26 protein-coding genes are annotated in these 26,590 nt (G+C 38.0%); 18 read left to right on the plus strand and 8 right to left on the minus strand.

Annotation, left to right across the window (positions count from 1 at the left end; genetic code table 11):
* Positions 1-123: 123 nt before the first annotated feature.
* From NSQ74_RS13230 to NSQ74_RS13250, 5 genes are all read left to right on the plus strand, one after another.
* Positions 124-1,815: a methylmalonyl-CoA mutase family protein gene (locus NSQ74_RS13230; RefSeq protein ID WP_445669062.1), complete on the plus strand. Its 1,692-nt coding sequence runs from the start codon at positions 124-126 to the stop codon at positions 1,813-1,815.
* A complete protein-coding gene (scpA, locus tag NSQ74_RS13235; RefSeq protein ID WP_340823889.1) occupies positions 1,812-3,965 on the plus strand; it encodes a methylmalonyl-CoA mutase in 2,154 nt (717 codons plus the stop codon). Before NSQ74_RS13230 ends, scpA begins: the two co-directional genes overlap by 4 nt.
* Positions 3,965-5,062: a methylmalonyl Co-A mutase-associated GTPase MeaB gene (gene meaB / locus NSQ74_RS13240; protein ID WP_340823890.1), complete on the plus strand. Its 1,098-nt coding sequence runs from the start codon at positions 3,965-3,967 to the stop codon at positions 5,060-5,062. Before scpA ends, meaB begins: the two co-directional genes overlap by 1 nt.
* A 129-nt stretch (positions 5,063-5,191) precedes the next feature.
* Complete coding sequence (locus NSQ74_RS13245; protein ID WP_340823892.1) at positions 5,192-5,632, plus strand: BrxA/BrxB family bacilliredoxin; 441 nt, start codon at positions 5,192-5,194, stop codon at positions 5,630-5,632.
* 192 nt (positions 5,633-5,824) lie between these two features.
* Positions 5,825-6,832, plus strand: coding sequence for an aromatic acid exporter family protein (locus NSQ74_RS13250; protein WP_340823894.1), 1,008 nt, complete (start codon positions 5,825-5,827; stop codon positions 6,830-6,832).
* A 20-nt stretch (positions 6,833-6,852) separates the two neighbouring features.
* Here the strand turns inward: NSQ74_RS13250 and prli42 are convergent, their stop codons facing one another.
* On the minus strand, positions 6,853-6,948 hold the full coding sequence (gene prli42, locus NSQ74_RS13255) for a stressosome-associated protein Prli42 (RefSeq protein WP_340823895.1): 96 nt from the start codon (positions 6,946-6,948) through the stop codon (positions 6,853-6,855).
* Positions 6,949-7,073: 125 nt separating this feature from the next.
* On the opposite strand from prli42, the gene mce reads away from it, so the two are divergent.
* From mce to NSQ74_RS13280, 5 genes are all read left to right on the plus strand, one after another.
* Positions 7,074-7,487: a methylmalonyl-CoA epimerase gene (gene mce / locus NSQ74_RS13260; protein WP_340823896.1), complete on the plus strand. Its 414-nt coding sequence runs from the start codon at positions 7,074-7,076 to the stop codon at positions 7,485-7,487.
* A 5-nt stretch (positions 7,488-7,492) separates the two neighbouring features.
* Positions 7,493-9,040 (plus strand): acyl-CoA carboxylase subunit beta, encoded by a 1,548-nt coding sequence (locus NSQ74_RS13265; protein WP_340823898.1) that lies wholly within the window; start codon positions 7,493-7,495, stop codon positions 9,038-9,040.
* 146 nt (positions 9,041-9,186) lie between these two features.
* The gene (locus NSQ74_RS13270; RefSeq protein ID WP_340823899.1) at positions 9,187-10,140 is read left to right on the plus strand and encodes a hypothetical protein; all 954 of its coding nucleotides are present in this window, start codon (positions 9,187-9,189) and stop codon (positions 10,138-10,140) included.
* 169 nt (positions 10,141-10,309) lie between these two features.
* Positions 10,310-11,431, plus strand: a complete 1,122-nt coding sequence (locus NSQ74_RS13275; RefSeq protein ID WP_340823901.1) for a M20/M25/M40 family metallo-hydrolase — start codon at positions 10,310-10,312, stop codon at positions 11,429-11,431.
* A 19-nt stretch (positions 11,432-11,450) separates the two neighbouring features.
* Entirely contained in the window at positions 11,451-11,939 is a 489-nt protein-coding gene (locus tag NSQ74_RS13280) for a chemotaxis protein CheW (RefSeq protein ID WP_340823902.1), read from the plus strand.
* A 76-nt stretch (positions 11,940-12,015) separates the two neighbouring features.
* On the opposite strand, the gene nspC is transcribed toward NSQ74_RS13280, so the two are convergent.
* The 3 genes from nspC to NSQ74_RS13295 all read right to left on the minus strand — a co-directional run bounded on the left by nspC (position 12,016) and on the right by NSQ74_RS13295 (position 14,872).
* A complete protein-coding gene (nspC, locus tag NSQ74_RS13285) occupies positions 12,016-13,155 on the minus strand; it encodes a carboxynorspermidine decarboxylase (RefSeq protein ID WP_340823904.1) in 1,140 nt (379 codons plus the stop codon).
* Complete coding sequence (locus tag NSQ74_RS13290) at positions 13,152-14,381, minus strand: saccharopine dehydrogenase family protein (RefSeq protein WP_340823905.1); 1,230 nt, start codon at positions 14,379-14,381, stop codon at positions 13,152-13,154. Before NSQ74_RS13290 ends, nspC begins: the two co-directional genes overlap by 4 nt.
* A 302-nt stretch (positions 14,382-14,683) precedes the next feature.
* A complete protein-coding gene (locus NSQ74_RS13295; protein ID WP_340823907.1) occupies positions 14,684-14,872 on the minus strand; it encodes a hypothetical protein in 189 nt (62 codons plus the stop codon).
* 354 nt (positions 14,873-15,226) lie between these two features.
* On the opposite strand from NSQ74_RS13295, the gene NSQ74_RS13300 reads away from it, so the two are divergent.
* Together NSQ74_RS13300 and NSQ74_RS13305 are read left to right on the plus strand one after the other, a co-directional pair.
* Positions 15,227-15,967, plus strand: a complete 741-nt coding sequence (locus tag NSQ74_RS13300; RefSeq protein ID WP_340823909.1) for a tetratricopeptide repeat protein — start codon at positions 15,227-15,229, stop codon at positions 15,965-15,967.
* A 276-nt stretch (positions 15,968-16,243) separates the two neighbouring features.
* Positions 16,244-16,876, plus strand: coding sequence for a LysE family transporter (locus NSQ74_RS13305; RefSeq protein ID WP_340823910.1), 633 nt, complete (start codon positions 16,244-16,246; stop codon positions 16,874-16,876).
* Between the two features lie 135 nt (positions 16,877-17,011).
* Here NSQ74_RS13305 and NSQ74_RS13310 read toward each other — a convergent pair whose 3' ends face one another.
* The gene (locus NSQ74_RS13310; RefSeq protein WP_340823912.1) at positions 17,012-18,058 is read right to left on the minus strand and encodes a Cj0069 family protein; all 1,047 of its coding nucleotides are present in this window, start codon (positions 18,056-18,058) and stop codon (positions 17,012-17,014) included.
* A gap of 180 nt (positions 18,059-18,238) precedes the next feature.
* The gene (locus NSQ74_RS13315) at positions 18,239-19,165 is read right to left on the minus strand and encodes a DMT family transporter (RefSeq protein ID WP_340823913.1); all 927 of its coding nucleotides are present in this window, start codon (positions 19,163-19,165) and stop codon (positions 18,239-18,241) included.
* A 108-nt stretch (positions 19,166-19,273) separates the two neighbouring features.
* Between NSQ74_RS13315 and NSQ74_RS13320 the strand changes: the two genes are divergently transcribed.
* Positions 19,274-20,173, plus strand: coding sequence for an AraC family transcriptional regulator (locus NSQ74_RS13320; protein ID WP_340823915.1), 900 nt, complete (start codon positions 19,274-19,276; stop codon positions 20,171-20,173).
* Positions 20,174-20,327: 154 nt separating this feature from the next.
* Complete coding sequence (locus tag NSQ74_RS13325; RefSeq protein ID WP_340823916.1) at positions 20,328-21,368, plus strand: beta-carotene 15,15'-monooxygenase; 1,041 nt, start codon at positions 20,328-20,330, stop codon at positions 21,366-21,368.
* Between the two features lie 165 nt (positions 21,369-21,533).
* Here the strand turns inward: NSQ74_RS13325 and NSQ74_RS13330 are convergent, their stop codons facing one another.
* Together NSQ74_RS13330 and NSQ74_RS13335 are read right to left on the minus strand one after the other, a co-directional pair.
* Complete coding sequence (locus NSQ74_RS13330; RefSeq protein WP_340823917.1) at positions 21,534-22,058, minus strand: hypothetical protein; 525 nt, start codon at positions 22,056-22,058, stop codon at positions 21,534-21,536.
* An 88-nt stretch (positions 22,059-22,146) separates the two neighbouring features.
* Positions 22,147-22,611 carry a hypothetical protein gene (locus NSQ74_RS13335; RefSeq protein WP_340823918.1) on the minus strand — a complete coding sequence of 155 codons (465 nt, stop codon included), beginning with the start codon at positions 22,609-22,611 and terminating at the stop codon, positions 22,147-22,149.
* A 235-nt stretch (positions 22,612-22,846) separates the two neighbouring features.
* Between NSQ74_RS13335 and bioD the strand changes: the two genes are divergently transcribed.
* Genes bioD through bioB form a run of 4 tightly spaced genes read left to right on the plus strand, consistent with a single transcriptional unit; the run spans position 22,847 to position 26,487 of the window.
* Positions 22,847-23,551: a dethiobiotin synthase gene (gene bioD, locus NSQ74_RS13340; protein ID WP_340823920.1), complete on the plus strand. Its 705-nt coding sequence runs from the start codon at positions 22,847-22,849 to the stop codon at positions 23,549-23,551.
* A complete protein-coding gene (gene bioA / locus NSQ74_RS13345) occupies positions 23,532-24,935 on the plus strand; it encodes an adenosylmethionine--8-amino-7-oxononanoate transaminase (RefSeq protein WP_340823921.1) in 1,404 nt (467 codons plus the stop codon). The genes bioD and bioA overlap by 20 nt, the downstream gene beginning before the upstream one ends.
* Positions 24,902-25,495 (plus strand): biotin transporter BioY, encoded by a 594-nt coding sequence (locus tag NSQ74_RS13350; RefSeq protein ID WP_340823922.1) that lies wholly within the window; start codon positions 24,902-24,904, stop codon positions 25,493-25,495. Before bioA ends, NSQ74_RS13350 begins: the two co-directional genes overlap by 34 nt.
* Positions 25,492-26,487, plus strand: coding sequence for a biotin synthase BioB (gene bioB, locus NSQ74_RS13355; protein ID WP_340823923.1), 996 nt, complete (start codon positions 25,492-25,494; stop codon positions 26,485-26,487). Before NSQ74_RS13350 ends, bioB begins: the two co-directional genes overlap by 4 nt.
* The last annotated feature ends 103 nt before the right edge of the window (positions 26,488-26,590 follow it).

A 26,590-nucleotide genomic window follows, 5' to 3' on the forward strand; every position in this document is an offset into this window, starting at 1 on the left:
GGAAACCTGTTGTATAACGGTTTCCGATTTTTTTTTGCTTTTCGAGTAGCAAATTGTCATGTAGAATAACAAATAGAAACTACTAAGGGGGGAAGCTGATTAAGCGTCCGCATGTCAAACAACATGAAAAATATTGAATTTGAAAAGCCGTCCTATTCAGAATGGCAAGATGCAGCAATCAAAGCTTTAAAGGGAAAACCATTCGAGTCTCTTTTAACGAAAACAAATGAGGGTGTTACGTTAGAACCTCTTTACACGCAAGAAAGTTTAGTAGCAAAACTAGGAGATGAGCTAGATAAACAAGTTGCCACAATCCGTTCCCTACAAAATAGCGAAGTATTTCGTGTGGCACAGCAAGTGTATGCAGAAACAAGTGAAGCATTCTTCGCACAGCTTGATGATAGCTTAGCCCGTGGTAATGAGGTAGTAACAGTTGATAGTCGTGTAAACTTTGAATGGACCGAAGAAATAGTGGCACAATTAGCAACTTATTTCTCTGAATATTCGTTTAAAATGACGGTGAAAAATGAAAATGACCCATTATTGGCAGTATTCGACAACATCCCGACTGAACAACGTGAAGATGTAAACGGCTTCATTTTTTCTAACAATCCAATCAAGCTAGTAGGATTGCCAAATGTACGCACGTTAAGTGCAGACACAGTCGTTTTTCATAATGAGGGCGCCAATGCTGTGCAAGAATTAGCATACGCACTTGCTATTGCAGCAAAATATGCAGAGCAAGAAGAAAGCTTTGAAGCTTTTGCACAAAAATTTTATGTTTCATTTGCCATTGATACGCAATTCTTCACAGAAATCGCTAAACTGCGTGCTTTTAAAGTACTTTGGAAAGCGTTCTCATCAGCTTATGGTGTGACAGAAAATGTGAAAATTCCAACGCTTGCTGAAACGTCACTTCGAAGCTTCTCGAAATTGGATGTTTACGTAAATTTACTTCGCGCTGCAAATGAAGCACTTTCTGGATTAATTGGCGGAGCGGACGTCTTTACAGTTCACCCACATGATGCATTAACGAAACCGACAGAACAATCTGTACGTATTGCTCGCAATGTATCTTTAGTATTAAAAGAAGAAACAAATGTGTTAAAAATAACAGATCCCGCTGGTGGTTCATACTTTATTGAATCATTAACAGCAGATTTCGTAAAAGAAGCTTGGGCATTATTTTTAGAAATTGAGGCTGCTGGGGGTATCGACGCTTATACTGCATCAGGTAAATTAACTGAAGAGTTAGAAGTATCTTACCAAGCGCGCATTAAAGCTGCACAAACACGCAAACAATCAGTTATTGGTACAAACATTTATGCAAATCCTGCAGATGTACTTGATAGCGAAACAAACCCACTATTTGCAAATATTAAGCGCATTACGATACCGTTCGAGCAACTGCGTTCACAAATGACTGCAGCCAATGTGAAAACTGGCATCCTAGCATTAGGTTCACTAAAAAGCTCAAAACCTCGAGCTGATTTTGTGTCTGGTTTCTTAAACACTGTTGGTCTTGTACCAGAAAAAAGCGAACCAGCTGCATCAGCTGAGGAAGCGCTTGCTTGGTTAAAAGCAACAGACGCAAATTATGTTGTAATCGCAGGTAATGATGATGCTACAAAAGAAATGATGCCAGCGATTTTAGCTGAAAAACCAGCACACGTTATTGTCGACGTTGCAGGTAAATTTAAAGACGAAGAAGAAGCTTGGTTAGCAAATGGCTTAAACGGCTTTATTTTCGCAGGACAGAACATCATTGAAAAATTAAATTCGGTGTTCGCTAGCATGAAGGAGGTCCAACGATGAGCAAGCCAAATTTTAGTGCGATTGAAATCGAAAAAGTATTAACATCTGAAGCTCCTGCTGCTTCAGATGAAAAATTCCTGACAAATGAAGGTATTGAAATTAAAGATATATATACAAAAGATGATATTAAAGATGTAAAACACTTAGATGATGTTGCTGGTATTGCACCAAATACACGTGGACCATACCCTACTATGTATGTAGCTCGTCCTTGGACAGTTCGTCAGTATGCAGGATTCTCCACTGCTGAAGAATCTAATGCGTTTTACAAACGAAACCTTGCAATGGGTCAAAAAGGTCTTTCAGTAGCCTTTGACTTAGCAACACACCGTGGCTATGATTCTGATCACCCTCGCGTAACAGGTGATGTTGGTAAAGCAGGGGTAGCGATTGACTCAGTAGAAGATATGAAAATTTTATTTGATCAAATTCCTTTAGATCAAATGTCTGTGTCAATGACGATGAATGGTGCTGTACTACCGGTACTTGCGTTCTATATCGTTGCAGCTGAAGAACAAGGAGTAACACCAGAACAGCTTGCTGGTACTATCCAAAATGATATTTTAAAGGAATACATGGTACGTAACACTTATATTTATCCACCAGCAATGTCGATGAAAATTATTGCAGACATCTTTGAATTTACGGCTAAATTCATGCCGAAATTTAACTCTATTTCTATCTCGGGCTACCATATTCAAGAAGCGGGTGCTACAAATGACATCGAGCTTGCTTATACATTAGCGGACGGTCTTGAGTATGTTCGTACTGGTTTAAAAGCTGGTATTGATATCGATGCCTTTGCACCACGTTTATCATTCTTCTGGGCTATCGGTATGAACTATTATATGGAAGTTGCGAAAATGCGTGCTGCTCGTCGTATTTGGGCACAAATGATGTCTACGTTCAATCCGAAGAACCCAAAGACTTTGGCATTACGTACACACTCTCAAACATCTGGATGGTCTTTAACAGAGCAAGACCCATTCAATAATGTAACGCGTACATTAATCGAGGCGAATGCTTCATCTATGGGGCATACGCAATCTCTTCATACGAACGCACTGGACGAAGCAATTGCATTACCAACTGACTTCTCTGCACGTATTGCACGTAATACGCAACTATTCCTACAAGAAGAAACGGCTATGACAAAAGTGATTGACCCATGGGGTGGCTCGTATTATGTTGAGAAATTAACAGATGAAATTACAAAATCTGCATGGACGTTAATCGAAGAAATTGAAGAACTTGGTGGTATGGCAAAAGCAATTGAAACGGGTCTTCCAAAAATGAAGGTTGAAGAAGCTGCGGCTAAACGTCAAGCAAAAATCGACTCTAAAACTGAAACAATTGTAGGCGTGAACAAATATCGTCTAGAAAAAGAAGAACCTATCGATATTCTTGACATCGACAACACACTTGTTCGTCAAAAACAAATTGAGCGTTTAGATGCGATGAAAGCATCTCGTGACGAGGCAGAAGTTCAAAAACATCTTGCTCGCTTAACGAAAGCAGCACAAGATGGTGAAGAAAACTTACTTGCAGTGGCGGTAGATGCTGCTCGTGCTCGTGCATCACTTGGAGAAATCTCTGATGCAATCGAAGTAGTATCTGGTCGTCATAAAGCAATCATTCGCTCAATCTCAGGTGTCTATTCTGCAAACTTCTCTGATGAAGAGCAAATTACAGAAGTAAAAAATATGACAGATGAGTTCCTTGAAAATGAAGGTCGTCGTCCACGTATTTTAGTTGCAAAAATGGGACAAGATGGGCATGATCGCGGTGCTAAAGTTATTGCAACAGGCTATGCTGACTTAGGCTTTGACGTAGATATTTCACCACTATTCATGACACCAGAAGAAACAGCGCAAATGGCAGTTGAAAATGACGTACATTGTATCGGCGTATCGTCACTAGCAGCAGGTCACAAAACATTAGTACCTGCGTTAGTTTCTGAGCTGACAAAGTTAGGTCGTGAAGATATTATCATTATCGTTGGCGGCGTTATTCCGGCACAAGATTATGATTTCCTTTATGAAGCAGGGGCAGTAGCCATCTTTGGTCCTGGTACAGTTATACCTGTTTCAGCAATTAAAATTATTGAGGAAATTTATAAACGTTTAGGTTACGAGGAAGTGTCTAAATAATGGACAAAAACAAAGAGATGCAGGAAAGTGCTCTATTTGTTATGGATGGCGTGGAGGCATCTCACGATGGTATGCAATATGGCGTACCAAAGAAATTCCGAAAGAAAAAAGCTGACAAACTTGATATACAGGAGCTTGCACGAAATGTCCGTGCGGGCTCACGTGTACAACTGTCAAAAGCAATTACGCTCATTGAAAGCTCAAATATGACACATAAGGTACAGGCTCAAGAGCTATTACAGGAGCTTTTACCGCATACAGGTAACAGCGTCCGTATTGGTATTACGGGAGTACCAGGGGCAGGGAAAAGCTCTTTCATTGAAGCTTTCGGAACGATGTTATGTGAGATGGGGAAAAAAGTAGCAGTGCTTGCAATAGACCCGAGTTCTTCTTTATCAGGGGGCAGCATTTTAGGTGATAAAACACGCATGGAAGAACTAGTGAAAAAGCCTAATGCGTTCGTTCGCCCATCACCGTCTGCTGGTACCCTGGGGGGTGTTCATAAAAAAACGCGTGAAACGATGCTTGTTTGTGAAGCAGCAGGATATGATGTGATTTTAATAGAGACTGTTGGTGTTGGGCAAAGTGAAACGTATGTCCGAGGTATGGTTGATTTCTTCTTATTGCTAGTGTTAACAGGTGCAGGAGATGAACTTCAAGGCATGAAAAAGGGCATTATGGAATTAGCGGATGCAATTGTTGTGCATAAGGCTGATGGTGATAATGTGCGTCTAGCGAAAAAAACAGTATCCGAATACAAGCAAATTTTGCATTTCCTTCAACCTGCAACGCCAGGATGGATGTCTACTGCTATGCCAGTTAGTTCGTGGGAAAAAAAAGGACTAGACAAAGTATGGAATACGATCGGTGACTTTAGACAAACTGTGGAAGCGAATAATTACTGGTCCATTCGCCGTCAAAATCAAACGAAAGATTGGTTCCAATCAATGATTACAGATCATCTAATCGATGCATTTTATGGGGATCCAAACCGTAAAGAACAGGTGCAGTTACTAGAGCGCCAAATTCTGAATGGGCAATTGACGGTTACGCAAGGTGTAGATCGTTTATTTAGCGATGAGCAAGCACAGAAATAATGTACGCTTTTATATGAGCATGTAGGTGCACAAAACTATCACTTACTGCTATGATAGGAGATGTATGAGCGCTATCTAAAGCATACAAAGCTTAAAGATGAGCGCGAAATTGAAAGGAGCTATCGCTTTATGAATATGGATTACGATTTATTTATGCAAGAAATTTTAAAAACAGCACGTGCAGAAATTGAGGCTGCAGGTTATGAGCAATTACGCACACCAGAAGCTGTTGAAGAGGCGTTTGCTCGTCCAGGTATCACATTAGTTATGGTAAATTCAGTATGTGGCTGTGCGGGAGGCATTGCTCGACCAGCAGCAGCTCAATGCGTGCATTACGATAAACGACCAGATCATTTAGTTACTGTATTTGCAGGTCAAGATAAAGAAGCTACAGCAGCTGCTCGTTATCACTTCGGTGAAGACCACCTACCATCTTCTCCATCATTTGTTCTTTTAAAAGATGGACAAGTAGTAGCAGAAGTTGGTCGTTATGAAATTGAAGGCCATGATCCAATGTCAGTAGTGACAAACTTACAAGCAAATTTTGAAGAATATTGTGAAGAGCTTTAATATTTTTCAATAATCTCCATACCTATGCATGGTGAGATAAAAATAGGGTTTAGCTTTTATTTATTTGGCTAGAGTGACTTGTGCACTTTAGTCAAATCCTTTTGGAATTTTTGTAATATTGGCTAAATAAATGTCTTGCTAACTAAAAATTTTTACTAGATAAGATAAGCTTCTAATGAATAACTATTCGTTATGAAAGTTGCAGGATGGGAGGCAGTCGACTTGAAGAAATTTTCAATCGGCTATCGTACATTAAAAACAGCAATCGGGGCAGCTATTGCCATTGCGATTGCGCAGTATTTTGAATTGGCTTCTTATGCTTCAGCTGGTATTCTAACGATCCTATGTGTGCAGCCAACAAAGAAAAAATCACTTCATGCTGCTTATACCCGCTTTGTCGCAAGCATAGTTGGTATGCTGTATGCATTTTTGAGCTTTGAGCTATTTTCTTATCATCCGCTAACTTTGGCAGGAATGCTTGTATTGTTTATACCGACTATTGTGTCGTTAAAGGTAGCAGATGGCTTTGTATCAAGTGCGGTCATTATTATGCATATATACGCTGCTAAGGGCTTTTCGTTAGCACTTGTTACTAATGAGTTTGCTTTGATGGCTATAGGTTATGGTACTGGAATAGCGATAAATATGTATATGCCGGACATTCAAAAGGAATTAAATTACTATAGAGTTAAAATAGAGGAACTATACAGCAAGATTTTTCTGGAAATTGCCAGCTATTTAAGACAAGGCGATACATTGTGGGATGGGCAGGAAATTATTCAAGCTATCAAAACGTTGAATGATGCCAAATCATTAGCTTTTAAAGATGTTGAAAATCATTTTACTCGAAGACAAAATGATTACTATGTATATTTTGATATGCGTGAACAACAGCTTGAAATAATTGAACGAGTACTCCCGAAAATAACTGCACTACCTGTTATAGTACAAGAGGCTGAAATCGTTGCGGACTTCCTACAAGATCTTGGAGAGCATGTCCATTCAGGAAATACTGCAGGCCATTTTAGGGAGAAATTAGAGCTAGCAAAGAGAGATTTTGCCGAATTACCGTTACCGACAAATCATCAAGAGTTTATTGCTCAGGCTGCGCTCTATCAATTCATTGAAGAAATGGATCGTTATTTAGAGATAAAGCAATCATTCAAGGGTTTGAAGGTAAAAGGAAAGCGCCCACAGTAGTGTGGACGCTTCGCACTTTCTTAAACTAGCATTGATAAACCAAATGCAAGAGATGAGATTATCATAATTGCAATCATAGTATAAACAACGATTTTCTGAAATTTTTTATTACTCATATGCTCGTTCGCTCCTTCTTTTCTTATAAATAGTTTAGCAAATCTGAAAAATTTCTCAAGTAGTAGAGTTTTGACAAAAAAATCTGTAAAATAGGGTATGTACCATAACAGAAGGAGATGTCACCATGGAGAAAGTAGACCATATTGGGATTGCAGTGCGCGATCTTGATGAACGCATTACATATTATACAGAAACTTTAGGTTTAAAGTTACTGAAAGTGGAAGAGGTTGAATCTCAGCAAGTTCGTGTTGCATTTATCGACGCTGGCAACGTGAAACTAGAATTACTAGAACCGATGAGCGAAAAAAGTACTATTCACGGATTCATCGAAAAGCGTGGCGAAGGTATTCACCATGTTGCTTTCGGTGTAACAGGAATTCGTGAGCGTATGGCAGAACTTCGTGAAAAAGGTGTGCGCCTTTTATCAGAAGAGCCAGGGCCAGGTGCTGGTGGTGCGGAGGTTGCTTTCTTGCATCCTAAATCATCTTTCGGTGTGCTATATGAATTATGTGATAAAAGTGGAAAAGGGGAAAAGTGATTAGTATGGATATGTTCGATAAAATTAATGACTTATATGATCGTAAGACGGTAATTGAGCTTGGTGGTGGCTATGAACGCATCGAAAAGCAACATGAAAAAGGTAAGCTAACTGCTCGTGAGCGTATTGAATTATTACTAGACGAAGGTACGTTTTTCGAAATTAACCCATTCATTACACACCGTACAGTAGATTTCGGGATGGACAAAATGGAAGGCCCTGGCGACGGCGTAGTAACGGGTTTTGGTAAAATTAACGGACGTCCAGTTTACTTATTCTCTCAAGATTTCACTGTATTTGGTGGAGCACTTGGTGAAATGCACGCTAAAAAAATGGCGACAGTTATGGATCTTGCTGCTAAAAATGGCACGCCGTTCATCGGCATTAACGATTCAGGCGGCGCACGTATTCAAGAGGGTGTACTTTCTCTAGACGGTTACGGACATATCTTCTACCGTAATGCGATTTACTCTGGTGTTATTCCGCAAATCTCAGTAATTATGGGGCCATGTGCAGGTGGAGCAGTTTATTCTCCAGCTATCACAGACTTTATCCTAATGGTTGATAAAACATCTCAAATGTTCATTACTGGACCAAAAGTTATTGAAACAGTAACAGGTGAAAAAATCTCTGCTGAAGACCTTGGTGGCTCTAAAGTGAATAATGCAGTAAGTGGTAACGCTCACTTCCGTGCACCATCTGAAGAAGCAGCCATTGATCAAATTAAACAATTATTAGGTTACTTACCACAAAACAATAAAGAAAAAGCACCTCGTCAAGCACGTCCTGAAGGTGACGATTACCGTCCAGAAATCGTGGATACTGTTCCAATCGAAACAACTCGCCCATACGATGTGCGTAAAGTAGTGGAACAAGTAGTAGACGAAGGTTCATTCATGGAAGTTCACTCTGAATTTGCGAAAAATGTAGTAGTAGGCTTTGCGCGTATTGCAGGTGAATCAGTAGGGCTTGTATGTAACCAACCTAAAGTTTTAGCTGGTGGTCTTGATATCGATTCTTCTGATAAGGCAGCTCGCTTCATCCGTACTTGTGATGCGTACAATGTACCAATTATCACATTTGAAGACGTTTCTGGATTCTTCCCAGGCGTAAAACAAGAGCACGGTGGAATTATCCGTCATGGTGCTAAAATTCTTTATGCATATTCAGAAGCAACTGTACCAAAAATTACAGTAATTTTACGTAAAGCATATGGTGGTGCTTACGTTGCACTTAACTCTAAATCAATTGGCGCTGACCTAGTGTTCTCTTGGCCAAATGCTGAAATTGCGGTAATGGGTGCAGCGGGTGCTGCAAATATTATCTTCGCGCGTGAAATTGCAAAGTCTGAAGATCCAGAAGCAACGCGTGCTGCGAAAATTGAAGAGTACAAAGAGAAGTTTGCCAATCCATACGTGGCAGCATCTCGTGGTATGGTGGATGATGTTATCGATCCACGCGATACACGTATTAAACTTATCCAAGCATTAGATATGCTGTCAAACAAACACGAAACACGTCCAGAGAAAAAACACGGAAACATTCCGCTATAATAATGGACAAACCCAGTAGCCATTTGGTTGCTGGGTTTTTGTATGAATAATAAAACAATAGTCAAAAAAAGAAATTTATAAAATGGCAGATAATTGAAACATTTCTTTCGCTCATCCGTACAAATACAAAAGAGGAGTTGAGATGAATGGAATGGCAACATTTACAGACTGAGCAGGAAAAACTTCAAGGACAGCTAAGAAATGCTAATCGATTAAGAGAGCAAAGGTTTTTAATTGAAGGACAAATCGAGCATGCACAGCAGGAAATTAATAAGCATTCTATTGAACACAATCAAATTCGTATGAAACTTGATAAGCTAGAGGGTTTTTCGTTTATGAATATGTTTCGTACATGGACTGGACAACAAGACGAGTTGCGTGCAGAGAAAGTCGATAAGGCCGCTATTTTGGAATTGAAAATCAATGAAGCGAAAAAAATGCTGAAAGACTTAACTATTGATTTTGAGCAAGTTAATCAAAAGCTCAAGCAAATTAATGAAAAACAACTTCAAGAAGCATTAGACATACTACATATAAAAAAGAAAAACTATCTCCAATTACATGAACCCGAAGTCGCTCAGAAAATAGAACAGCTTGCAAATGAAGAGCTTATAACGAAGCAGTTAATTTCCGAAATAAAAGAAGCGGAGGATGCGGGTGACATTGCGCTTACTAAACTGGGGCAGGCAGCTGCATCACTGCACTCAGCGAGTGGATATTCGACATGGGATACGTTTTTTGGCGGTGGGCTTATCGCCACACATTTAAAGCATGATGCGCTTGATAAAACCGAAAGCTACCTTCATAATGCACAAATTGCTTTGCAACGATTTCATAATGAATTACTTGATGTACAGGATATGTCTACTAAATCTTTGCAAGTTGAAACAGATGGCTTCGTAAAATTTGCAGATTATTTCTTTGATGATATTTTTTCAGCTTGGTCAGTCCATTCAAAAATTTCTACGGCAAGAGAACAAGTATCACGTGTACAGGATGATGTACATAATACAATTAGACGTTTACAGGAAAAACATAATAGAGCACTTGAATATTTGGAAGTACTACAAACAGAAAAGAAAGTGATTTTACAACTATAAAAAAGCTTGTGAAAAGAGTGACGTATACTCTTTTCACAGGCTTTTAGTGATTTATAATACAAATTAAAGAAGTTACTACTAGCGTATTATTCCAACTCTTCAGTCAATGTGCTAAACTAATACATATATTATGACGTGAAAAACACGTAAATCAAGGGAGTTTTACAACATGACAAGTCGTTTAGTAGAAGAGTTTTTTGAGCTCGTACAAATCGATTCAGAGACAAAACACGAACAGCTTATTGCACCAGTTCTAATTGAAAAATTAACAGCACTTGGTTTTTCTGTAGTGCAAGATGATGCACATACTCGCAATGGTCATGGTGCTGGAAATATTATCGCGACATTAAAAGGTTCTTTAAATATAGAGCCAATCTATTTCACTTCCCATATGGATACGGTTGTACCAGGAAAAGGTATTAAACCTTCTCTTCGTGAAGATGGCTATATCGTTTCTGATGGCACAACGATTTTAGGTGCTGACGATAAAGCGGGTCTAGCAGCTATGTTTGAAATGGCAAAACGTTTAAAAGAGCAACAAATTCAACACGGTGACATCCAGTTTATCATTACTGCAGGAGAAGAAAGTGGTCTAGTAGGAGCGAAAGAATTGGATCCTACTGCTATTATCGCAAAATACGGCTTTGCAGTTGACAGTGATGGCAAAGTTGGTGGAATCGTGACAGCAGCGCCATTCCAAGCGAAAATTTTCACGAAAATTATCGGTAAAACAGCGCATGCAGGTGTTGCTCCTGAGAAAGGGATATCCGCAATTACTGTTGCTTCAAAATGTATTGCACAAATGAAGCTTGGGCGATTGGATGAAGAAACAACAGCGAATATTGGCCGCTTTGAAGGTGGGCAAGCTACAAACATCGTGTGCGATGAAGTGAATATTTTAGCAGAAGCACGTTCAATTGATAAGACGAAGCTAGATACCCAAACAAAGCATATGCAAGATACGTTTGAGTTAGTTGCAGCTTCAATGGGTGCACATGCTGAAGTAGAAGTAAAACTAATGTATCCAGGCTTCCGTGTAACAGAGTCGGATAAAGTCGTACAAATAGCTATGGCGGCAGCGCGTAATATTGACCGAACACCTCAATTAGGTATCTCTGGTGGCGGCTCTGATGCTAATATTATTGCAGGTTTTGGTATCCCTACGGTGAACCTATCAGTTGGGTATGAAGATATTCATACAACAAATGAAAAGATTCCTGTAGAAGAATTAGAAAAGCTGGCAGATTTGTTAGTTGAAATCGTTAAAGAAACAGCTAAACACGAGCGCTAAAATAGAAGGAAGTGACCTCATGGAAAGTGTAAAGGCAGTAGTATTTGCATGTGGTACAGAAGAATATGCTGTACCGGTGGAGCAAGCAATATCCATTGAAAAATTAGAGCAAGTAACCCCAATCCCGCATTTACCAAATTATTTACTAGGTTTTACTAGAAATCGAGGAGAACTTATTCCGGTATTAGATTTTGAACGTATTCTTTATAACCGTACGTCAAATGCACCGACAGCGCGTGTTATTGTGTTAAATACAGATGTAGTGAACTACGGGCTGCTCGTAACAGAAGCTAGAGAAATTCTCGATTTAGATGAATCTGTTTTAAAGCAAATGGGTCTTGTTAATTATTCAAAAACACGCTATTTTACAGCAGTGGCGAATTTAGAAAATCGTATGATTACTTATGTAGATCCGAAAATACTCGTAAATTCTTTAGAGGGCATTCGAGAAATTATCAATTATTTACACAAAATGCTTGAGAATGAGAAAGAAAACGTAGAAGCCTAATTAATATACGACGAAATGCAGAAAGATTTTAAAAAATCCCCTCCAACTAACAATGTTGGAGGGGTTTTTATTTGAATTAAGAAAGTCGACCACTATAGTCTTCAAACTTAAATTCACGAATTACTTTTATGCCTTCTTCATCGTTATAAGAAACGATAGATGGCAGGTTTACACCGTTAAACATATGATTTTTTACCATTGAGTAGTGCGCCATATCTGTGAAAACAAGGCGATCTCCTGGTTTTAATGGTTCGTCAAATGAGTAATCACCGATAACATCACCAGCAAGGCATGTAAGCCCGCCTAAGCGATACGTGTGTGCTAGCTCATTTGCTTGTCCTGAACCGATAATCATTGGACGGTAGGGCATTTCAAGCACGTCTGGCATATGACAAGTTGCAGAAGTGTCTAAAATAGCTAAGTCCATTCCGTTTTTCTGAATATCTAGAACCGTTGCTACTAGGTAACCTGTATTTAGTGCCACAGCTTCACCAGGCTCTAAATAAACAAGAAGATTGTATTTATCTTGAATATAATTAATGATATTTACTAGTTTTTCAACATCATAATCTTCACGAGTGATATGGTGACCACCGCCGAAGTTTAGCCATTTCATTTGGTGTAAAACATCACCAAATTTTTCTTCGACAACTTCAATGATACGCTCCAAAGTATCAGAGTTTTGCTCACACATCGCATGGAAGTGTAAGCCATCAATACCGTCAAGTTGAGATTTGTCGAAGTTTGCTAATGTTGTACCAAGACGAGAGTTCGTATAGCAAGGATCGTATAGTGCTGTTTCAATTTCAGAGTACTCAGGATTTACGCGAATACCACATTCAATTGTTTTACCAGCAGCTTTTACTTTGTCCTTGTATTGAGCCCATTGGTTGAAAGAGTTAAAGACGATGTGATCCACATAGCCAAGAAGCTCGTCCATTTCATGCTCTACGTAAGCAGGTGCATAAACGTGAACTTCTTTACCCATTTTTTCATAACCAAGACGCGCTTCAAATAGAGAGCTTGATGTAATACCAGCTAAGTATTCACCAACTAAAGGGAATGTTGAATGCATTGAAAACCCTTTAAGTGCAAGTAAAATACGACAGCCAGTACGATCTTGAATAGACTTTAAAAGCTCAAGATTTTTTGTTAAAAGTCGTTCATCCACTACATAAGAAGGTGAAGGAACTTTTGTGAAATCAATTGGTTTCATCGGCTATGTTCCTTCGCATCAATCTCAAGGTCAAGTAATTCTGGATTATGACTTTCTTGCCATGGAAGACCCCATTTATTTAAAGCATCCATGTATGGATCTGGATCGAATTCTTCTACGTTCCAAACGCCAGGCTTTTGCCATTGACCGTTCATAACAAGCATTGCACCAATCATTGCTGGTACGCCTGTAGTGTAAGAAATCGCTTGTGAACCAACTTCGTTATAGCATTCTTCGTGGTCACATACGTTATATACGTAGTAAGTTTTTTCCTTGCCATCTTTTAAACCACGGAAAATACAGCCGATATTTGTTTTACCTTTTGTGCGTGGTCCTAGTGATGCTGGATCTGGTAATACTGCTTTTAAGAAGTGGATTGGCTGAATCATTTGACCTTCGAATTCGATTGGTTCAATTGAAGTCATGCCTACATTTTCTAGTACTTTTAAGTGTGTTAAGTATTTTTCAGAGAATGTCATCCAGAATCGAATTTGCTTTAAACCTTTAATGTTTTTAGCAATTGATTCTAATTCTTCATGATACAGCAAGTAAATATCTTTTGGTCCAATTTCCGGTAAGTTGTAAACTTCTTTTTTCTCAAGTGGTGCTGTTTCAATCCACTCGCCTTCTTTCCAGTAACGACCATTCGCTGTAATTTCACGAATGTTGATTTCTGGATTAAAGTTTGTTGCGAAATGATAACCGTGGTCACCAGCGTTGGCATCTACGATATCGATATAGTGGATTTCGTCGAATTCATGTTTTTGAGCATGCGCAGTGAAAACGCCTGTTACGCCTGGATCAAATCCACTACCAAGTAGCGCAGTTAAGCCAGCTTTTTCAAACTTTTCTTTATAAGCCCATTGCCATTTATATTCAAATTTTGCCGTTTCAGGTGGCTCGTAGTTTGCAGTATCCACATAGTGCACACCTGTCGCTAAGCAAGCATCCATAATCGTTAAGTCTTGATAAGGTAACGCTACGTTAATAACAACATCTGGTCCGAAGCTTTTAATAAGCTCGATTAATTCTTCAGTATTGTCAGCGTCTACCTGTGCAGTATGAATCTTTGTTTTTCCGCCGTCTAGTTTTTCTTTTAGAGCGTCACATTTTGAAACAGTTCTGCTTGCGATACAAATTTCCTCAAATACGTCCGAATTCTGAACACACTTGTGTACCACAACACTGGCTACTCCGCCAGCTCCTATAATCAATGCTTTACCCAATTGTCTACCCCCAAGTTCATATAAAGTATTGTCAAACAAGCTGATTATACAGAAAATTGATATACTACTCAATCATTGTTTTTAAATTTCTACAAAAAAATTTTTTTTCTACATTTATTAGGCACACTCAGGGGGGGAATACCTAAATTGTGTGAGTGACTGGCACTTGCGCACGTTTTAAGTCACAACGCTCGCTACGCATGGCTTGATACGTCTTGCGTTACGTTCGTTCTCGCTAGGTCTTCGTAAATTATACCTTGGATATTTATAAATTGTTTGAGAATTGTGTGAGTGACTGGCACTTAAACTTGACGCTCTTCGTCCCCCCATAAATAGAAAATAATAATTAGTAACGTACTTAATAATCCCATCACGAGGCCATAGGTGCTGAAGGCCACTTGCACTTGACTTTGCAAAGCATAAATGAAAATGGCTCCTAGTATAAGTAAATTGCCCATTATTAGTAATAACAGATGAAAACGTCGATTCATAGCAAGCCCTCCTAAAATGAAATTTACTAGCCCCAAAGATAAAGAAATTTTACTTCAATTATCTCATAATTCAGAAAAATATCCAATTAATAACTATTATTATGATGAAAAACTAGAAATAAAAATTAAGACTATCGTATTTACTCCTAAACTAGCCAAATTGCTAATTATTTTGCTTCAATAATTAGCATGTCGGAAACTGAATGTTTTTGAGAAGTAACAATAGGGTGACAATATGTATATTAAAAAAACGGGTTATTCATGCATTGGTTTTCATGATAATTACTGTTTTTCTCTCTAAAGATGGTAAACTACCTATAAGACTTTTCTTTTGGTGAAGGTGAGGATTATATAGTGATAAAACAATTTAATGAACAAGTACAACAAGTAAATGAATTATTTGTAAATGGTCAAGTAAAAGAAAGCTATAATTTGGCTAAAGCATTATTAGTGGATGAAGCATTTGAAGCAGATGCCTCGTTTCCAACTATTCAACAGCATGTGGCACTTTTAGAGGCAAACGGATATGCCAATATGCCAACACCTAAGGCTGAAAAAATGAAGCAAAGTGTTGAACGTGTTGATGGATCGTATCCTGAGCGTGATGTCCTCGCCGCATATATAGGAAGTCAGGACGATGAGCAATTTGGCAAAGTAGTTGATGAACTATTAGCGGGGTCAATTGAAGCGCAGGCGAATGCATACTATACAATGGCTGAATATTTTGTCCTTGCAGAAGATCCTGATAAAGCAATGGTGCAATATGCGGAGGCTATTAAACTACAGCCCAATCTAGCACTTTACTGGGGAGCATTTGCACAATTTATTAACCGTCTGGAAGCGAGCCCATATTTGGCACTTCGTCTCATTGAAGAGGCGATTCAGCTAGATAGTATGAATCCTCGTTGGTACTATATTCAAGGGAATATCTTTTTCCAGCTAGTGGCATCCACAAAAAATTTAAGCTACATACCTGCATTGGAGGAAGCTTTGCAAAAAGCGCAAAAACGTTGCTCTGCTAAGCAAGTTGAGTTAAAGATTGAAATTGCTAAGTCGGAGGATCTACTTGCTCAATGGAAGAAACAGATGTTGTAAGCAGGAAATAATTTTATACGATAAAAACCATTTCAATTTTTATGCAAAGCACGCTATGTATATTTATAAATTGTTTGGGTGACTGGCACTGAACAAGTATGCGTTCTCGCAGGATATTAAGTTGTTTTTTTACGTGAATTTTTATAAATTGTTTGGGTGACTGGCACTTAGTAATGAATAAATATAAAAAAATAAGCTATTTCTGTATTTTTATGCTAGAATATTTATATAAACGGACGTAAGAAGCTTATTTTATAGCATGAAAGAAGTGTTTGTTTGAGTTTATATGTTGCGTATGTATTAGTTGGACTGGCTATTGCAATGCCTGTTGGAGCCATTACTGTCGAAATGACAAAGCAGGGGTTAAAAAATGGCTTTATACATGGCTGGGCGGTAGGGCTTGGTGGTATGACGGTTGATGTAGTATTAGTTTTTGCCCTTTATATGGGACTTGCTTCTATATTAGCCATGCCGATAATTCAACTGCCAATGTGGATTATTGGAGCCGGTTTTTTGTTTTTACTTGGGCTAGATTCTATTAAAAATGCCGACAAGGATATTACGCTTGCAGGTGAAAAGGTGACAAAGTCATTTTTCGCCTCGTATCTAAATGGGTTGCTAGTGGCTATTTCGCCAGGAAACCTTGTTTTTTGGGTAAATGTATTCGGTGTAGTTCTAGCAAAATCGTATAATCAAGGTGAATCGGCAAGCTTCCTAGTAATCGCTGCTGGAATACTTAGTGGTATTTTACTGCACGACATAGGTTTAATGACAATTGTTTCGGTTACACGTAAGGCGATGAGTCGTAAGATGATTAAAACACTTACAATGATATCAGGAGTCTTATTAATTGGTTTCGCAGGTTATTTCATTTATGAGTTTATTCAAGGAATTAAAATGTACAGATAAAAAGATAAGCATCGACAAAAGGCATTGAGAAGGGGATTTCTCAATGCCTTTTATGTTGCAACAAAATACTATCTTCAGAATAAAAAAGACTATAAACGATTCGTCTATAGTCTTTGAAGCTATTATAAGCAATGGTTATGCAGTAATTTCACGATGTTCATGAATGCAAGCTAAAATTTCCTCTGCTACTTGATGGGCCAAAGTTAGTTCAGAAGTAAAGCCCACACATGAACAATTCATTTCCCCTAAAATGTAACAATCTTCACCTGTTTCATTTGTATCAAGCATGAAATCAGCTGTCCAAATAAGTGGTAGGTCGTAATTGCCTAATAAGTTAGTTACAAGAGGTAGTTGTGTTAAAAAGTTTTGTACAAGTTCTTCCCAATCCTCTGGTTTGTCGTAGCGATATTGAGCACCAGAGAAAAGTGTTGCACTAAAGGCATCTTCACTATCGGCTGGTTTTTTATGTACCACGTGAACTGGTTTGTCACGCAACATAAATAAGCGGATTTCACCTTCAGTAATACGTGGAAGGAAACGCATATCAATTAGCATTCCGTTTGTGCCAGTGATGTACTGCTCGCAAAATGTCATGAACTCGCCAAGCTTCCAATACTCAACATGATTATCTTTTGCCTCGGTACATTTGATTTTGGCATCAAGTGGTACTTCTGTAGTACCAGCAGCAAGCGGTTCAACTAACTTTACTCGCCAAATACCTTCGCCAGTTGAGCCTCTGTTTTGCTTTAATACTCGCTCAGTGATCGCAAGGGAGGTAGGGAATTGTGCCTTAAATGCATCAATTGTGTAATAAGCAAATGTATCATCAGGTACTAAATTTGTAGAGACTAATTTGGATAATACATCTTTCGAACCGTAGCCAATCATTGCATCAGGATGTGGCATGCCAATGACACCAGTTGCACATAAATCACGAAGCATCTCAAAATATTCTTCCTCGTGTTCTAGATTACCAGGGTTAATACGGGATACATAGGCAATGCCATGTTCTTTAACGTACTCAAAAATTTCTTCTTTTTTTGTTATATCAAAGAACACTACTTCCGCATCTTGCCCACGTTGTTTAAGTGCATTTACCATCGGCATTGTATCTTGTCTGAAGCCATCGGGTCCCTTATCAGTGCCTCCATGTACTTCGAAGAAAATTACTTTTCTATTCATATACATACCTCCTTATTTTTATGATATTTTTTAGTATACTGGACAAACAAGGAGAAAAGATATATGAAATATGTAAAATTTATATATAAATTCATAGTTGTTATTTTCAATCTAGTAGTTTGTGACTAATAATTTTTGGAATTATCTAATTTTAAAGTAATCTACTAATAAATTGGTTTTTTATCCCAAGTCATGTTGCTTTTTCTGAAATACAGTAAGATATAAAATCATGCATAGAATAAGTAAAGTACCAAGCATTTGGAAGCCTCCAAAGGGAATTTGTAGCCAAAGCACACTTGTTAAAACAGCCGTTAATGGTTCCAGGCTACCAAGTAAGCTTGTTTCTTTTGGTGATAAATAATGCAAACTTGCAATATAGAACCAGAAGGCAAGCATTGTCCCAAAAATAATGATAAAGAAAAAGTAAGCGCTCGTTGCAATGGTCCACGTGGAAAGATCGATATGCCAAGGCTGATAAAAAATGCTCATTACTGAACCCCCAATTAACATTGCCCAACCGACCACAAGTAAAGAATGAAATTGCTGTAAAAGTGGCACAGCATACAATGTATAAAAAGCGACCGAAAGCCCCGATAACACACCCCAAATTACGCTCATCATTGGAACGGAAAGTGTGGAAAAAGAGCCATTTGTCAGCAATAAAGTAGTACCTGTAAGTGTAAGTGTTACTGCAATGCCATCTTGCTTCGTTAATTTGCTATGTCTTTGTATGATATAAAAAGCGATGATGAAAAGAGGGGCTAAATATTGCAGTAAAGTCGCTACAGCAGAATTGCCGATAGCAATTGACATCATGTATGTGTATTGTACAGCAAGCATGCCGAGTAAACTAAACAGAATTTGTCTAAAAGCATCTTTCTTTGTTCGCCACATGACAAAGATGGAGTGTTGGCGATGTGTAATTTTGTAGATGGCAATTAACAGGATACCTGCAAGCAAAAGTCTACTCGAAACGAGCCAACCAACCTCAATTTGTTCTTGTTGGAAAAGTTTTTGCGCGACTGTTCCACCAATTCCCCAAAAGCTTGCACCGAGAATGACAAGAATAAAACCAAAGATATGTTTTTTTTTATTTTGTTGATTCATTACTATAGCATCTCCTAAACTATCAATATAAAGTTATTATAAATACTTATTACAAGACAAAATATCGAATTATATGGTTGAAAATATCAATATATTGAGGTGATAACAATGGCACTAACGCACATTAAAGTAGCGAAGGATTTACAGGAATTAACGTTACATGGCTCCAATGCATTTCCAGTCGCATTATATGAAACGCATTTGCGGGTAGATCGCCGTGATTTTTTACCATTACATTGGCATAAGGAAATTCAATTTGTCTATGTGGTAAGTGGGCGTGTTAAATATCGTGTAGGTGCTGATGTATTAGTACTTGAGGAGGGAGATGGCTTGTTTGTCAACGCAGCATGTTTGCATGAAGCACAGCCTTATAACGTTGAACAGTCGAAGCTCTTTTGTATTAATGTAGATCCTAAATTATTGGGAGGACATGAAGGGAGTATATTGACAGCTAAATATGTGAGTCCATATGTAGAAAATAATAGACTGCCATTTGTGAAGCTTTCTGGAGAGCTTGCGCAAGCTGTTGAAAGAACGGCTCAGCTATTAAAAGACCGAAATGCCTATTTTGAAATTCAGGTGTGGAGAACATTATTATTGATATGGGAATCGATATTAATGCAATCAAAGCTAACAGTAGAAACGATGCAGTCATCTATAATTGTTCAACATGAGCGTGCAAAAGAAATGCTCGATTTTATCCATAGCCATTATCAAGAAAAAATAACGCTTGAAATGTTAGCTGCACATGTTTTTATAAGCAGGGCAGAATGTAGTCGTTTCTTTAAAAAAATTGTTGGCATCACACCTTTTACGTATCTTTTACATTATCGTTTACGAAAAAGTATAGAACTATTGCGAGATAGTGAGCATTCCATCACTTTTATTGCGTCGCTAACTGGCTTTAGTACAGTTAGCTACTATATTGAACGGTTTAAGGAGTATACGGGCTATTCACCGCATGTGTATCGTAAAAAATTTCTAGCACAACAACGTAGTATAGAATGATTGGACAAATCAGTGAACAATCCATGACAAGTTAGAAAATTATTTGCAGTTTGTTTTGTGAAAGGGTTTGCAAATTATACCAAATATTTTAAAGTTATTTATATAGTTAAAAGTAGAATTAGAAGCGATGGTAATCTAAAAGGAGAGATACGACATGATAGCCTTAAAAAAGAAACAAAATATTTGGCTTGTGTTTTTATTAGTTGTATTAATTAGTAACTACTCGCTTTATAATACCGGACTTGGTCTGTCCATTTTACCAGCCGAAACAGCAGGCGTTGTAGTCGGTTCATTACTCGATTTTATAATTGTTATACCAGTGTTATTTATGCTTTATAAACGAAAGTTTTCTGTTAAGCATGCGATTGTTTTAGCCGCTTCAGGCTGTATTGCTGCACGGTTTATTATTCCAATAGATCATTTGCAGCCGTTTGTTGTAGTAACATGGGCTGGATTTGCGATTGAAGGGGCACTACTCGTTATTGAGCTTGTATTTGTTACAACGCTTGTCTACTATATGCCTAAAATTTTAAGGGATGTACGGGTAAGCGCACTACCAGATATTTTCTCTTTTCCGCAAGCTGTTGAAAAACATGCACCTAAGTACCCTATTATTCAATTGCTCTGTACAGATTTACTCGTTCTTTATTACGGTTTTGCAAGTTGGAAGAGGCGAGAACGCGCCGGATTAACTTTGCATAAAAACTCCAGCTATATCGCCTTTCAAATGATGATGATTCATGCAATCGTCATCGAAACAATCGGTATACATTGGTGGCTTCATGACAAATCCATAATATTATCTATCCTATTGTTAATTCTTAATGTATACTCAGTCCTATTTTTCATTGCGGATATGCAGGCAGTTCGCCTAAATCCTATCTATACAACAAATGATTCACTTTATTTATCTTTAGGTTTAATGAAACGAGCGACTATTCGCTTTGCTAATATCGAAAAAATGGAAGATGACCCAGAACGGTTAAAAGAAAAATTATCGAAGGATACTATTGATTTTATCGCACGTGATTTTGGAGAAGCATATCCACAAATCATGCTGAAGATGAAAGAACCTGTGGAAGTAACGTTTATGTTAGGATTAAAAAAAAGTTATAACAACGTGGCGATTAAAGCCGATCAAGTACATGAATTAAAAGAACTACTACAGCAGGGAATGGAAAATAATGAAGGATGATGTTGACAAGCAAGCGCCTCGCACACATTTGTGAGAGGCTTTTTTATTTGAATACACTTATTGGAAATTGTATGTCTGTAAAAATTGCTCGTTTATCTAGATAGCCACCTTTATGTATTGTCATATCAATTGCCATCCATATACATACGAAGGAACATGAAAATATTACTTTTTATTAGGGAAAATTATATACGAAAAGCTAATAATAGCATCAATTATTAAAATAATGCCCCAAACTTTCATTACTTGTAAAAGGGAAGATGTATCAGTAAGTTCACCGATAAATACGATCATTGCATATAATAAACTAGCACTAATTACGTAGGCAATAACATGTAGACCAAGCATTTTTATTTCATTAATACCTTTTGCTAGTCCTGTTAATCGTTTCTTTTCAATGGGTAGTTTTAAAAACCACTGTTGAAACTTTTCATCTGCCCAAGTAATCATCGTTTTACCATATGCTATGGAGACACCTATATAAACAGCGGCGATACCGTGAGAAATGGAGGCTGGTGTACCCGCTCGCAAGTCCATGGCAGTTAGCAATACTAATAGTAGGTCAATAACAGGTGTAAGAGCAAAAAAGATAATGCTAAGTTTAGGCTTTTTAAAACGGTATCTACAAACCAGCCCTATTAAGATGACAATCCAAAAGGCTATTTCTGCAGTAATAATCCAAGCAATCATAAAATATTCTCCTTATTTAATACAGTTGTATTTAATTAAATTTACCATATGTTTCAATGTAATACATGAGTAAATTGCCCATCTAGTGTTAATCTAGATGGGCAATTGCTTTTAGTATGTCCTCGCTAACAGCCTCCCAAAATTGTTGCTGTACTAAATCATTATATGTATATAGCTCTTTATTTTGTACGTGCCCATAAATTTCAGCAATTGTTTCCTTGTGAAAATGTAGGCGATGATTTAATGCTAGTCGTTCTTCTTCGATACAAAAAATCTTATAAATATCCGCTAGTCGTTCGAGCTTAGCACATTTTTGTTTTGTCGACTCATATTGGACTTGATGAAAACGACCTACTGCCGTATGCATCGAGATTTTTGCACGATGCTCAGCTTGTAATGTTCGATATTCTTCCTGACGTATGGCCAAGCGGTACCAAAATTCATAACGAAGCGGTAAATCCCTTGTTTCATAAGTAAGCAATGAATTTAAAATACTGCTCACTTGTTCATATGGTTCCATGATTTTCTCAGATTCTTTAAATAATCCAAACATTTTGCCACCCCCTGTGTTTTTTAATACTACAGAATAGTATTAAAATCCTTTTAAATTTTTGAGTAATTGACGAATCGCTAATAAACTCAATCAAATCGCTATTAGAACGCTCCTTAACTGATATAAGCAAAGCATGAATTTTCATAAAAAAACAAAAAAGAGCATTTACAAAATGAAAATAGATGTGTTAACTTAATGTTTGTGGTTGGTTAACACAAAAGAGGGGGAGGTTAAGATGCAACATTTTTGGGTTGTTGGCACAGATACGGATGTTGGTAAAACATTTGTTACCACATTATTAATGCGAAATTTGCAAAAACAGGGCATACACGTGACGCCTTATAAGCCGGTACAAACTGGTGAAGTACATGACGGTGAGCAATCCTATTACTACGATACGACTATGTATGAAAAATATTCTTTACAATTGCTCGACCGAGAAAATTTAAATGGCTATTCGTTCAAAGAAGCGGCATCACCACATTTTGCGGCTCAGCTGGAGGGGCAACAAATAAATACACAGCGATTATTAGGTCAAATGCAGCAATTACAGCAAAAATGGGATGTTGTTATTTGTGAAGGGGCAGGAGGGCTTTTTGTACCGTTAGATTCATATGGCGAAACGACACTTTTGGATGTAATTGTTCAAAGTAAATTACCAGTAGTCGTTGTTACTCGCACAACACTTGGTACAATAAATCACACACTTTTGACGTTAGAAGCATTAAGTAAACGTAAAATTGAAGTTCTTGGCATTGTATTTAACGGTGACACGGGTAGTGGGATGGAGCAAGACAATATTAAAACGATTTTAAGGCATCACCCATTACCGTTTGCGACTTTACCGAAGCTGAAACATATATCGCACATTATGGACTTAGCTATTACGGATACATCATTGTTTGAAAGGCTGTTAAAACATGAAACAAGTATTAACTGAGTTACAAGAAACCGATTTGCAACATGTATGGCATCCATGCTCACAAATGAAGGATTATGAGGACTTCCCACCAATTGTTATTAAAAAAGGGCAAGGTGTATGGTTGTACGACGAAAAGAATCATCGCTATTTAGATGCTGTTTCCTCCTGGTGGGTAAATTTATTTGGACATGCCAATCCACGTATTAGTCAAGCTTTAAGTGAGCAAGCCTTTACTTTGGAGCATGTAATCTTTGCAAATTTCTCACATGTTCCAGCGATTAAGCTCGCGCAAAAATTAGTAGCTTTAACACCACATAGTTTGCAAAAAGTATTTTTTGCAGATAATGGCTCATCCGCTATAGAAATCGCATTAAAAATGAGTTTTCAGTATCATATGCAAATAGGAAAAACGACGAAAAAACGATTTCTAGCATTAACAGATGCTTATCACGGCGAAACACTTGGCGCTTTATCAGTCGGTGGTGTCGATCTTTATAATGAAGTGTATCAACCACTATTATTAGATACAGTGCGAGCACAAGGGCCAGATTGTTTTCGTTGCCCTTTCAATAAAAATTCGCAAAATTGTGATGCCCAATGTATTCAATTCGTTGAAGAAGAGCTAATTACACATCATAAGGAAATTACAGCGGTCATAATTGAGCCACTTATTCAAGCAGCGGCAGGCATGAAAATGTATCCAGTTATTTATTTACAGCGTTTACGGGAGTTATGTACAGCATACGATGTCCATCTAATAGCAGATGAAATTGCGGTTGGCTTCGGTCGAACAGGTACTCTCTTTGCCTGCGAACAAGCTGAAATTTCGCCAGATTTTATGTGCTTGTCAAAGGGCTTAACAGGTGGTTATTTACCGCTTTCGGTCGTGTTAACAACAAATGAAGTATATCAAGCATTTTATGATGATTATGCGACGATGAAAGCATTTTTACATTCGCATAGTTATACGGGGAATACTCTTGCTTGCCGCGTTGCACTTGAAGTATTGTCGATGTTTGAAGAAGAGCATTACATAGACATTGTGCAAGACAAAAGTGAACGCATGCGTAAGCTAGCAGTAGAGGCTTTTAGTGATTTGCCTTTTGTTGGCGAATATCGGCAAGTAGGCTTTGTCGGGGCAATAGAGCTAGTGGCGAATCGCGAAATGAAAGAGCCATTACCGAGTGAGGAGCGTATCGGCTATCAAATATATAAAAGAGCATTAAAAAAAGGATTACTTATTCGTCCACTAGGGAATGTTTTGTACTTTATGCCACCTTATATTATAACGGATGAAGAAATGCGATTTATGATTCAAACAACAAAAGAAACAATTGTTCAATTTTTTGAAGAACGGGGGAATCATGCATGTTTCAACGACAATCAACGCTCTCACTTGTAATGATAGCGGTGTTTGCTGCTTTAACAGCTGTTGGGGCATTTATTAAAATACCACTTCCTGTAGTGCCGTTTACATTACAAATTGTTTTTGTTTTTTTGGCAGGTTGCTTACTTGGTGGTCGCAATGGATTTCTAAGTCAGCTCGTTTACATAGGAATTGGTTTAGCAGGCATGCCAGTTTTTACCCAAGGAGGAGGCATTACATATGTATTGCAACCGACTTTTGGTTACTTAATAGGCTTCGCACTTGCAGCATTAGTGATTGGTTTTCTAATTAATCGAGTAGAGGTGCCATCGAAAAAACACTTCATCGGTGCAAATATTGTTGGGCTTATCATTATTTATGCAGTAGCTGTGCCTTATTTATATATGGCATTGAATGTATGGTTAAACATGAAATCAAGCTGGTCTCATGTTTTCTTAGTAGGTTTTCTTAATAGTATTGTTGCAGACTTTTGCCTAGCGATTGCCTCTGCCTTTTTAGCAGAACGGTTATATAAAGTATTTCGTTCCGCTAGAGCTTTAAAACTTGTGCGAGTTGAAAAGGAGAATGTTCAATGAATTGGTTACAGTTAGCAGATGAAGTGATTGCGGGCAAAATTATTAGTAATGACGAGGCGCTTGCCATTTTAAATAGTGATGACGATGACATTTTAAAACTAATGGACGGTGCCTTTGCCATTCGTAAGCATTATTACGGTAAAAAAGTAAAATTAAATATGATCATGAATGCAAAGAGTGGCTATTGTCCAGAAGATTGTGGGTATTGCTCGCAGTCATCTAAGTCGACAGCGCCTATTGACAAATATCCATTCATTACGAAGGAGGAAATATTAGCAGGGGCAAAACGCGCGTTTGAAAATAAAATAGGAACCTACTGCATCGTAGCAAGCGGACGTGGACCGACTCGTAAAGATGTCAATGTAGTGAGTGAAGCAGTTGAAGAAATTAAAGCGCAATACGGCTTAAAAGTTTGTGCATGTCTTGGATTACTGAAAGAAGAGCAGGCACAACAACTAAAAGAAGCAGGTGTGGATCGCTACAATCATAATTTAAATACATCTGCACGCCATCATTCTTATATTACGACTACACACACGTATGAAGATCGTGTAAATACGGTTGAGGTTGTGAAAAAACATGGTATTTCTCCATGCTCAGGGGCCATTATTGGGATGAAGGAAACAAAAGAGGATGTCGTGGAGATTGCTCGTGCCCTGCACCAATTGGATGCAGATTCGATTCCGGTAAACTTCCTACATGCGATTGATGGGACGAAGCTAGAAGGAACACAGGAGTTAAATCCTCGCTATTGTTTAAAAGTTTTAGCGTTATTCCGTTATATAAATCCAACGAAGGAAATTCGCATTTCTGGAGGGCGCGAAGTAAATTTAGGTTCTCTTCAGCCATTCGGAATGTATGCAGCAAATAGTATCTTTGTCGGGGATTATTTAACGACTGCAGGGCAGGAAGTGAATAGTGATTATCGCATGCTCGAAGATTTAGGCTTTGAAATAGAACTTACACAAAAGCAAGAAGAAGTGTTTTGTTAATTCATCATCCTTATAAAATAAAATCTACTACTACTAAATGATGATTGAAATTGGAAGACTGTCTGTACATCGTGGAAAAGGCGTACAGACGGTTTTTCTAGTA

Origin of the sequence: Lysinibacillus sp. FSL W8-0992, assembly GCF_038008685.1 — a bacterium.
GTDB lineage: Bacteria > Bacillota > Bacilli > Bacillales_A > Planococcaceae > Lysinibacillus.

Coding starts and splice junctions, on each gene's coding strand:
- nspC (WP_340823904.1), bottom strand. CDS start 13,155: ATGAAACCAATTGATTTCACAAAAGTTCCTTCACCTTCTTATGTAGTG.
- NSQ74_RS13230 (WP_445669062.1), top strand. CDS start 124: ATGAAAAATATTGAATTTGAAAAGCCGTCCTATTCAGAATGGCAAGAT.
- NSQ74_RS13270 (WP_340823899.1), top strand. CDS start 9,187: ATGGAATGGCAACATTTACAGACTGAGCAGGAAAAACTTCAAGGACAG.
- bioA (WP_340823921.1), top strand. CDS start 23,532: ATGAAACAAGTATTAACTGAGTTACAAGAAACCGATTTGCAACATGTA.
- meaB (WP_340823890.1), top strand. CDS start 3,965: ATGGACAAAAACAAAGAGATGCAGGAAAGTGCTCTATTTGTTATGGAT.
- bioD (WP_340823920.1), top strand. CDS start 22,847: ATGCAACATTTTTGGGTTGTTGGCACAGATACGGATGTTGGTAAAACA.
- bioB (WP_340823923.1), top strand. CDS start 25,492: ATGAATTGGTTACAGTTAGCAGATGAAGTGATTGCGGGCAAAATTATT.
- NSQ74_RS13350 (WP_340823922.1), top strand. CDS start 24,902: ATGTTTCAACGACAATCAACGCTCTCACTTGTAATGATAGCGGTGTTT.
- NSQ74_RS13320 (WP_340823915.1), top strand. CDS start 19,274: ATGGCACTAACGCACATTAAAGTAGCGAAGGATTTACAGGAATTAACG.
- NSQ74_RS13330 (WP_340823917.1), bottom strand. CDS start 22,058: ATGATTGCTTGGATTATTACTGCAGAAATAGCCTTTTGGATTGTCATC.
- prli42 (WP_340823895.1), bottom strand. CDS start 6,948: ATGAGTAATAAAAAATTTCAGAAAATCGTTGTTTATACTATGATTGCA.
- NSQ74_RS13245 (WP_340823892.1), top strand. CDS start 5,192: ATGAATATGGATTACGATTTATTTATGCAAGAAATTTTAAAAACAGCA.
- NSQ74_RS13295 (WP_340823907.1), bottom strand. CDS start 14,872: ATGAATCGACGTTTTCATCTGTTATTACTAATAATGGGCAATTTACTT.
- NSQ74_RS13250 (WP_340823894.1), top strand. CDS start 5,825: ATGAAAGTTGCAGGATGGGAGGCAGTCGACTTGAAGAAATTTTCAATC.
- NSQ74_RS13265 (WP_340823898.1), top strand. CDS start 7,493: ATGGATATGTTCGATAAAATTAATGACTTATATGATCGTAAGACGGTA.
- mce (WP_340823896.1), top strand. CDS start 7,074: ATGGAGAAAGTAGACCATATTGGGATTGCAGTGCGCGATCTTGATGAA.
- scpA (WP_340823889.1), top strand. CDS start 1,812: ATGAGCAAGCCAAATTTTAGTGCGATTGAAATCGAAAAAGTATTAACA.
- NSQ74_RS13315 (WP_340823913.1), bottom strand. CDS start 19,165: ATGAATCAACAAAATAAAAAAAAACATATCTTTGGTTTTATTCTTGTC.
- NSQ74_RS13325 (WP_340823916.1), top strand. CDS start 20,328: ATGATAGCCTTAAAAAAGAAACAAAATATTTGGCTTGTGTTTTTATTA.
- NSQ74_RS13310 (WP_340823912.1), bottom strand. CDS start 18,058: ATGAATAGAAAAGTAATTTTCTTCGAAGTACATGGAGGCACTGATAAG.
- NSQ74_RS13275 (WP_340823901.1), top strand. CDS start 10,310: ATGACAAGTCGTTTAGTAGAAGAGTTTTTTGAGCTCGTACAAATCGAT.
- NSQ74_RS13335 (WP_340823918.1), bottom strand. CDS start 22,611: ATGTTTGGATTATTTAAAGAATCTGAGAAAATCATGGAACCATATGAA.
- NSQ74_RS13280 (WP_340823902.1), top strand. CDS start 11,451: ATGGAAAGTGTAAAGGCAGTAGTATTTGCATGTGGTACAGAAGAATAT.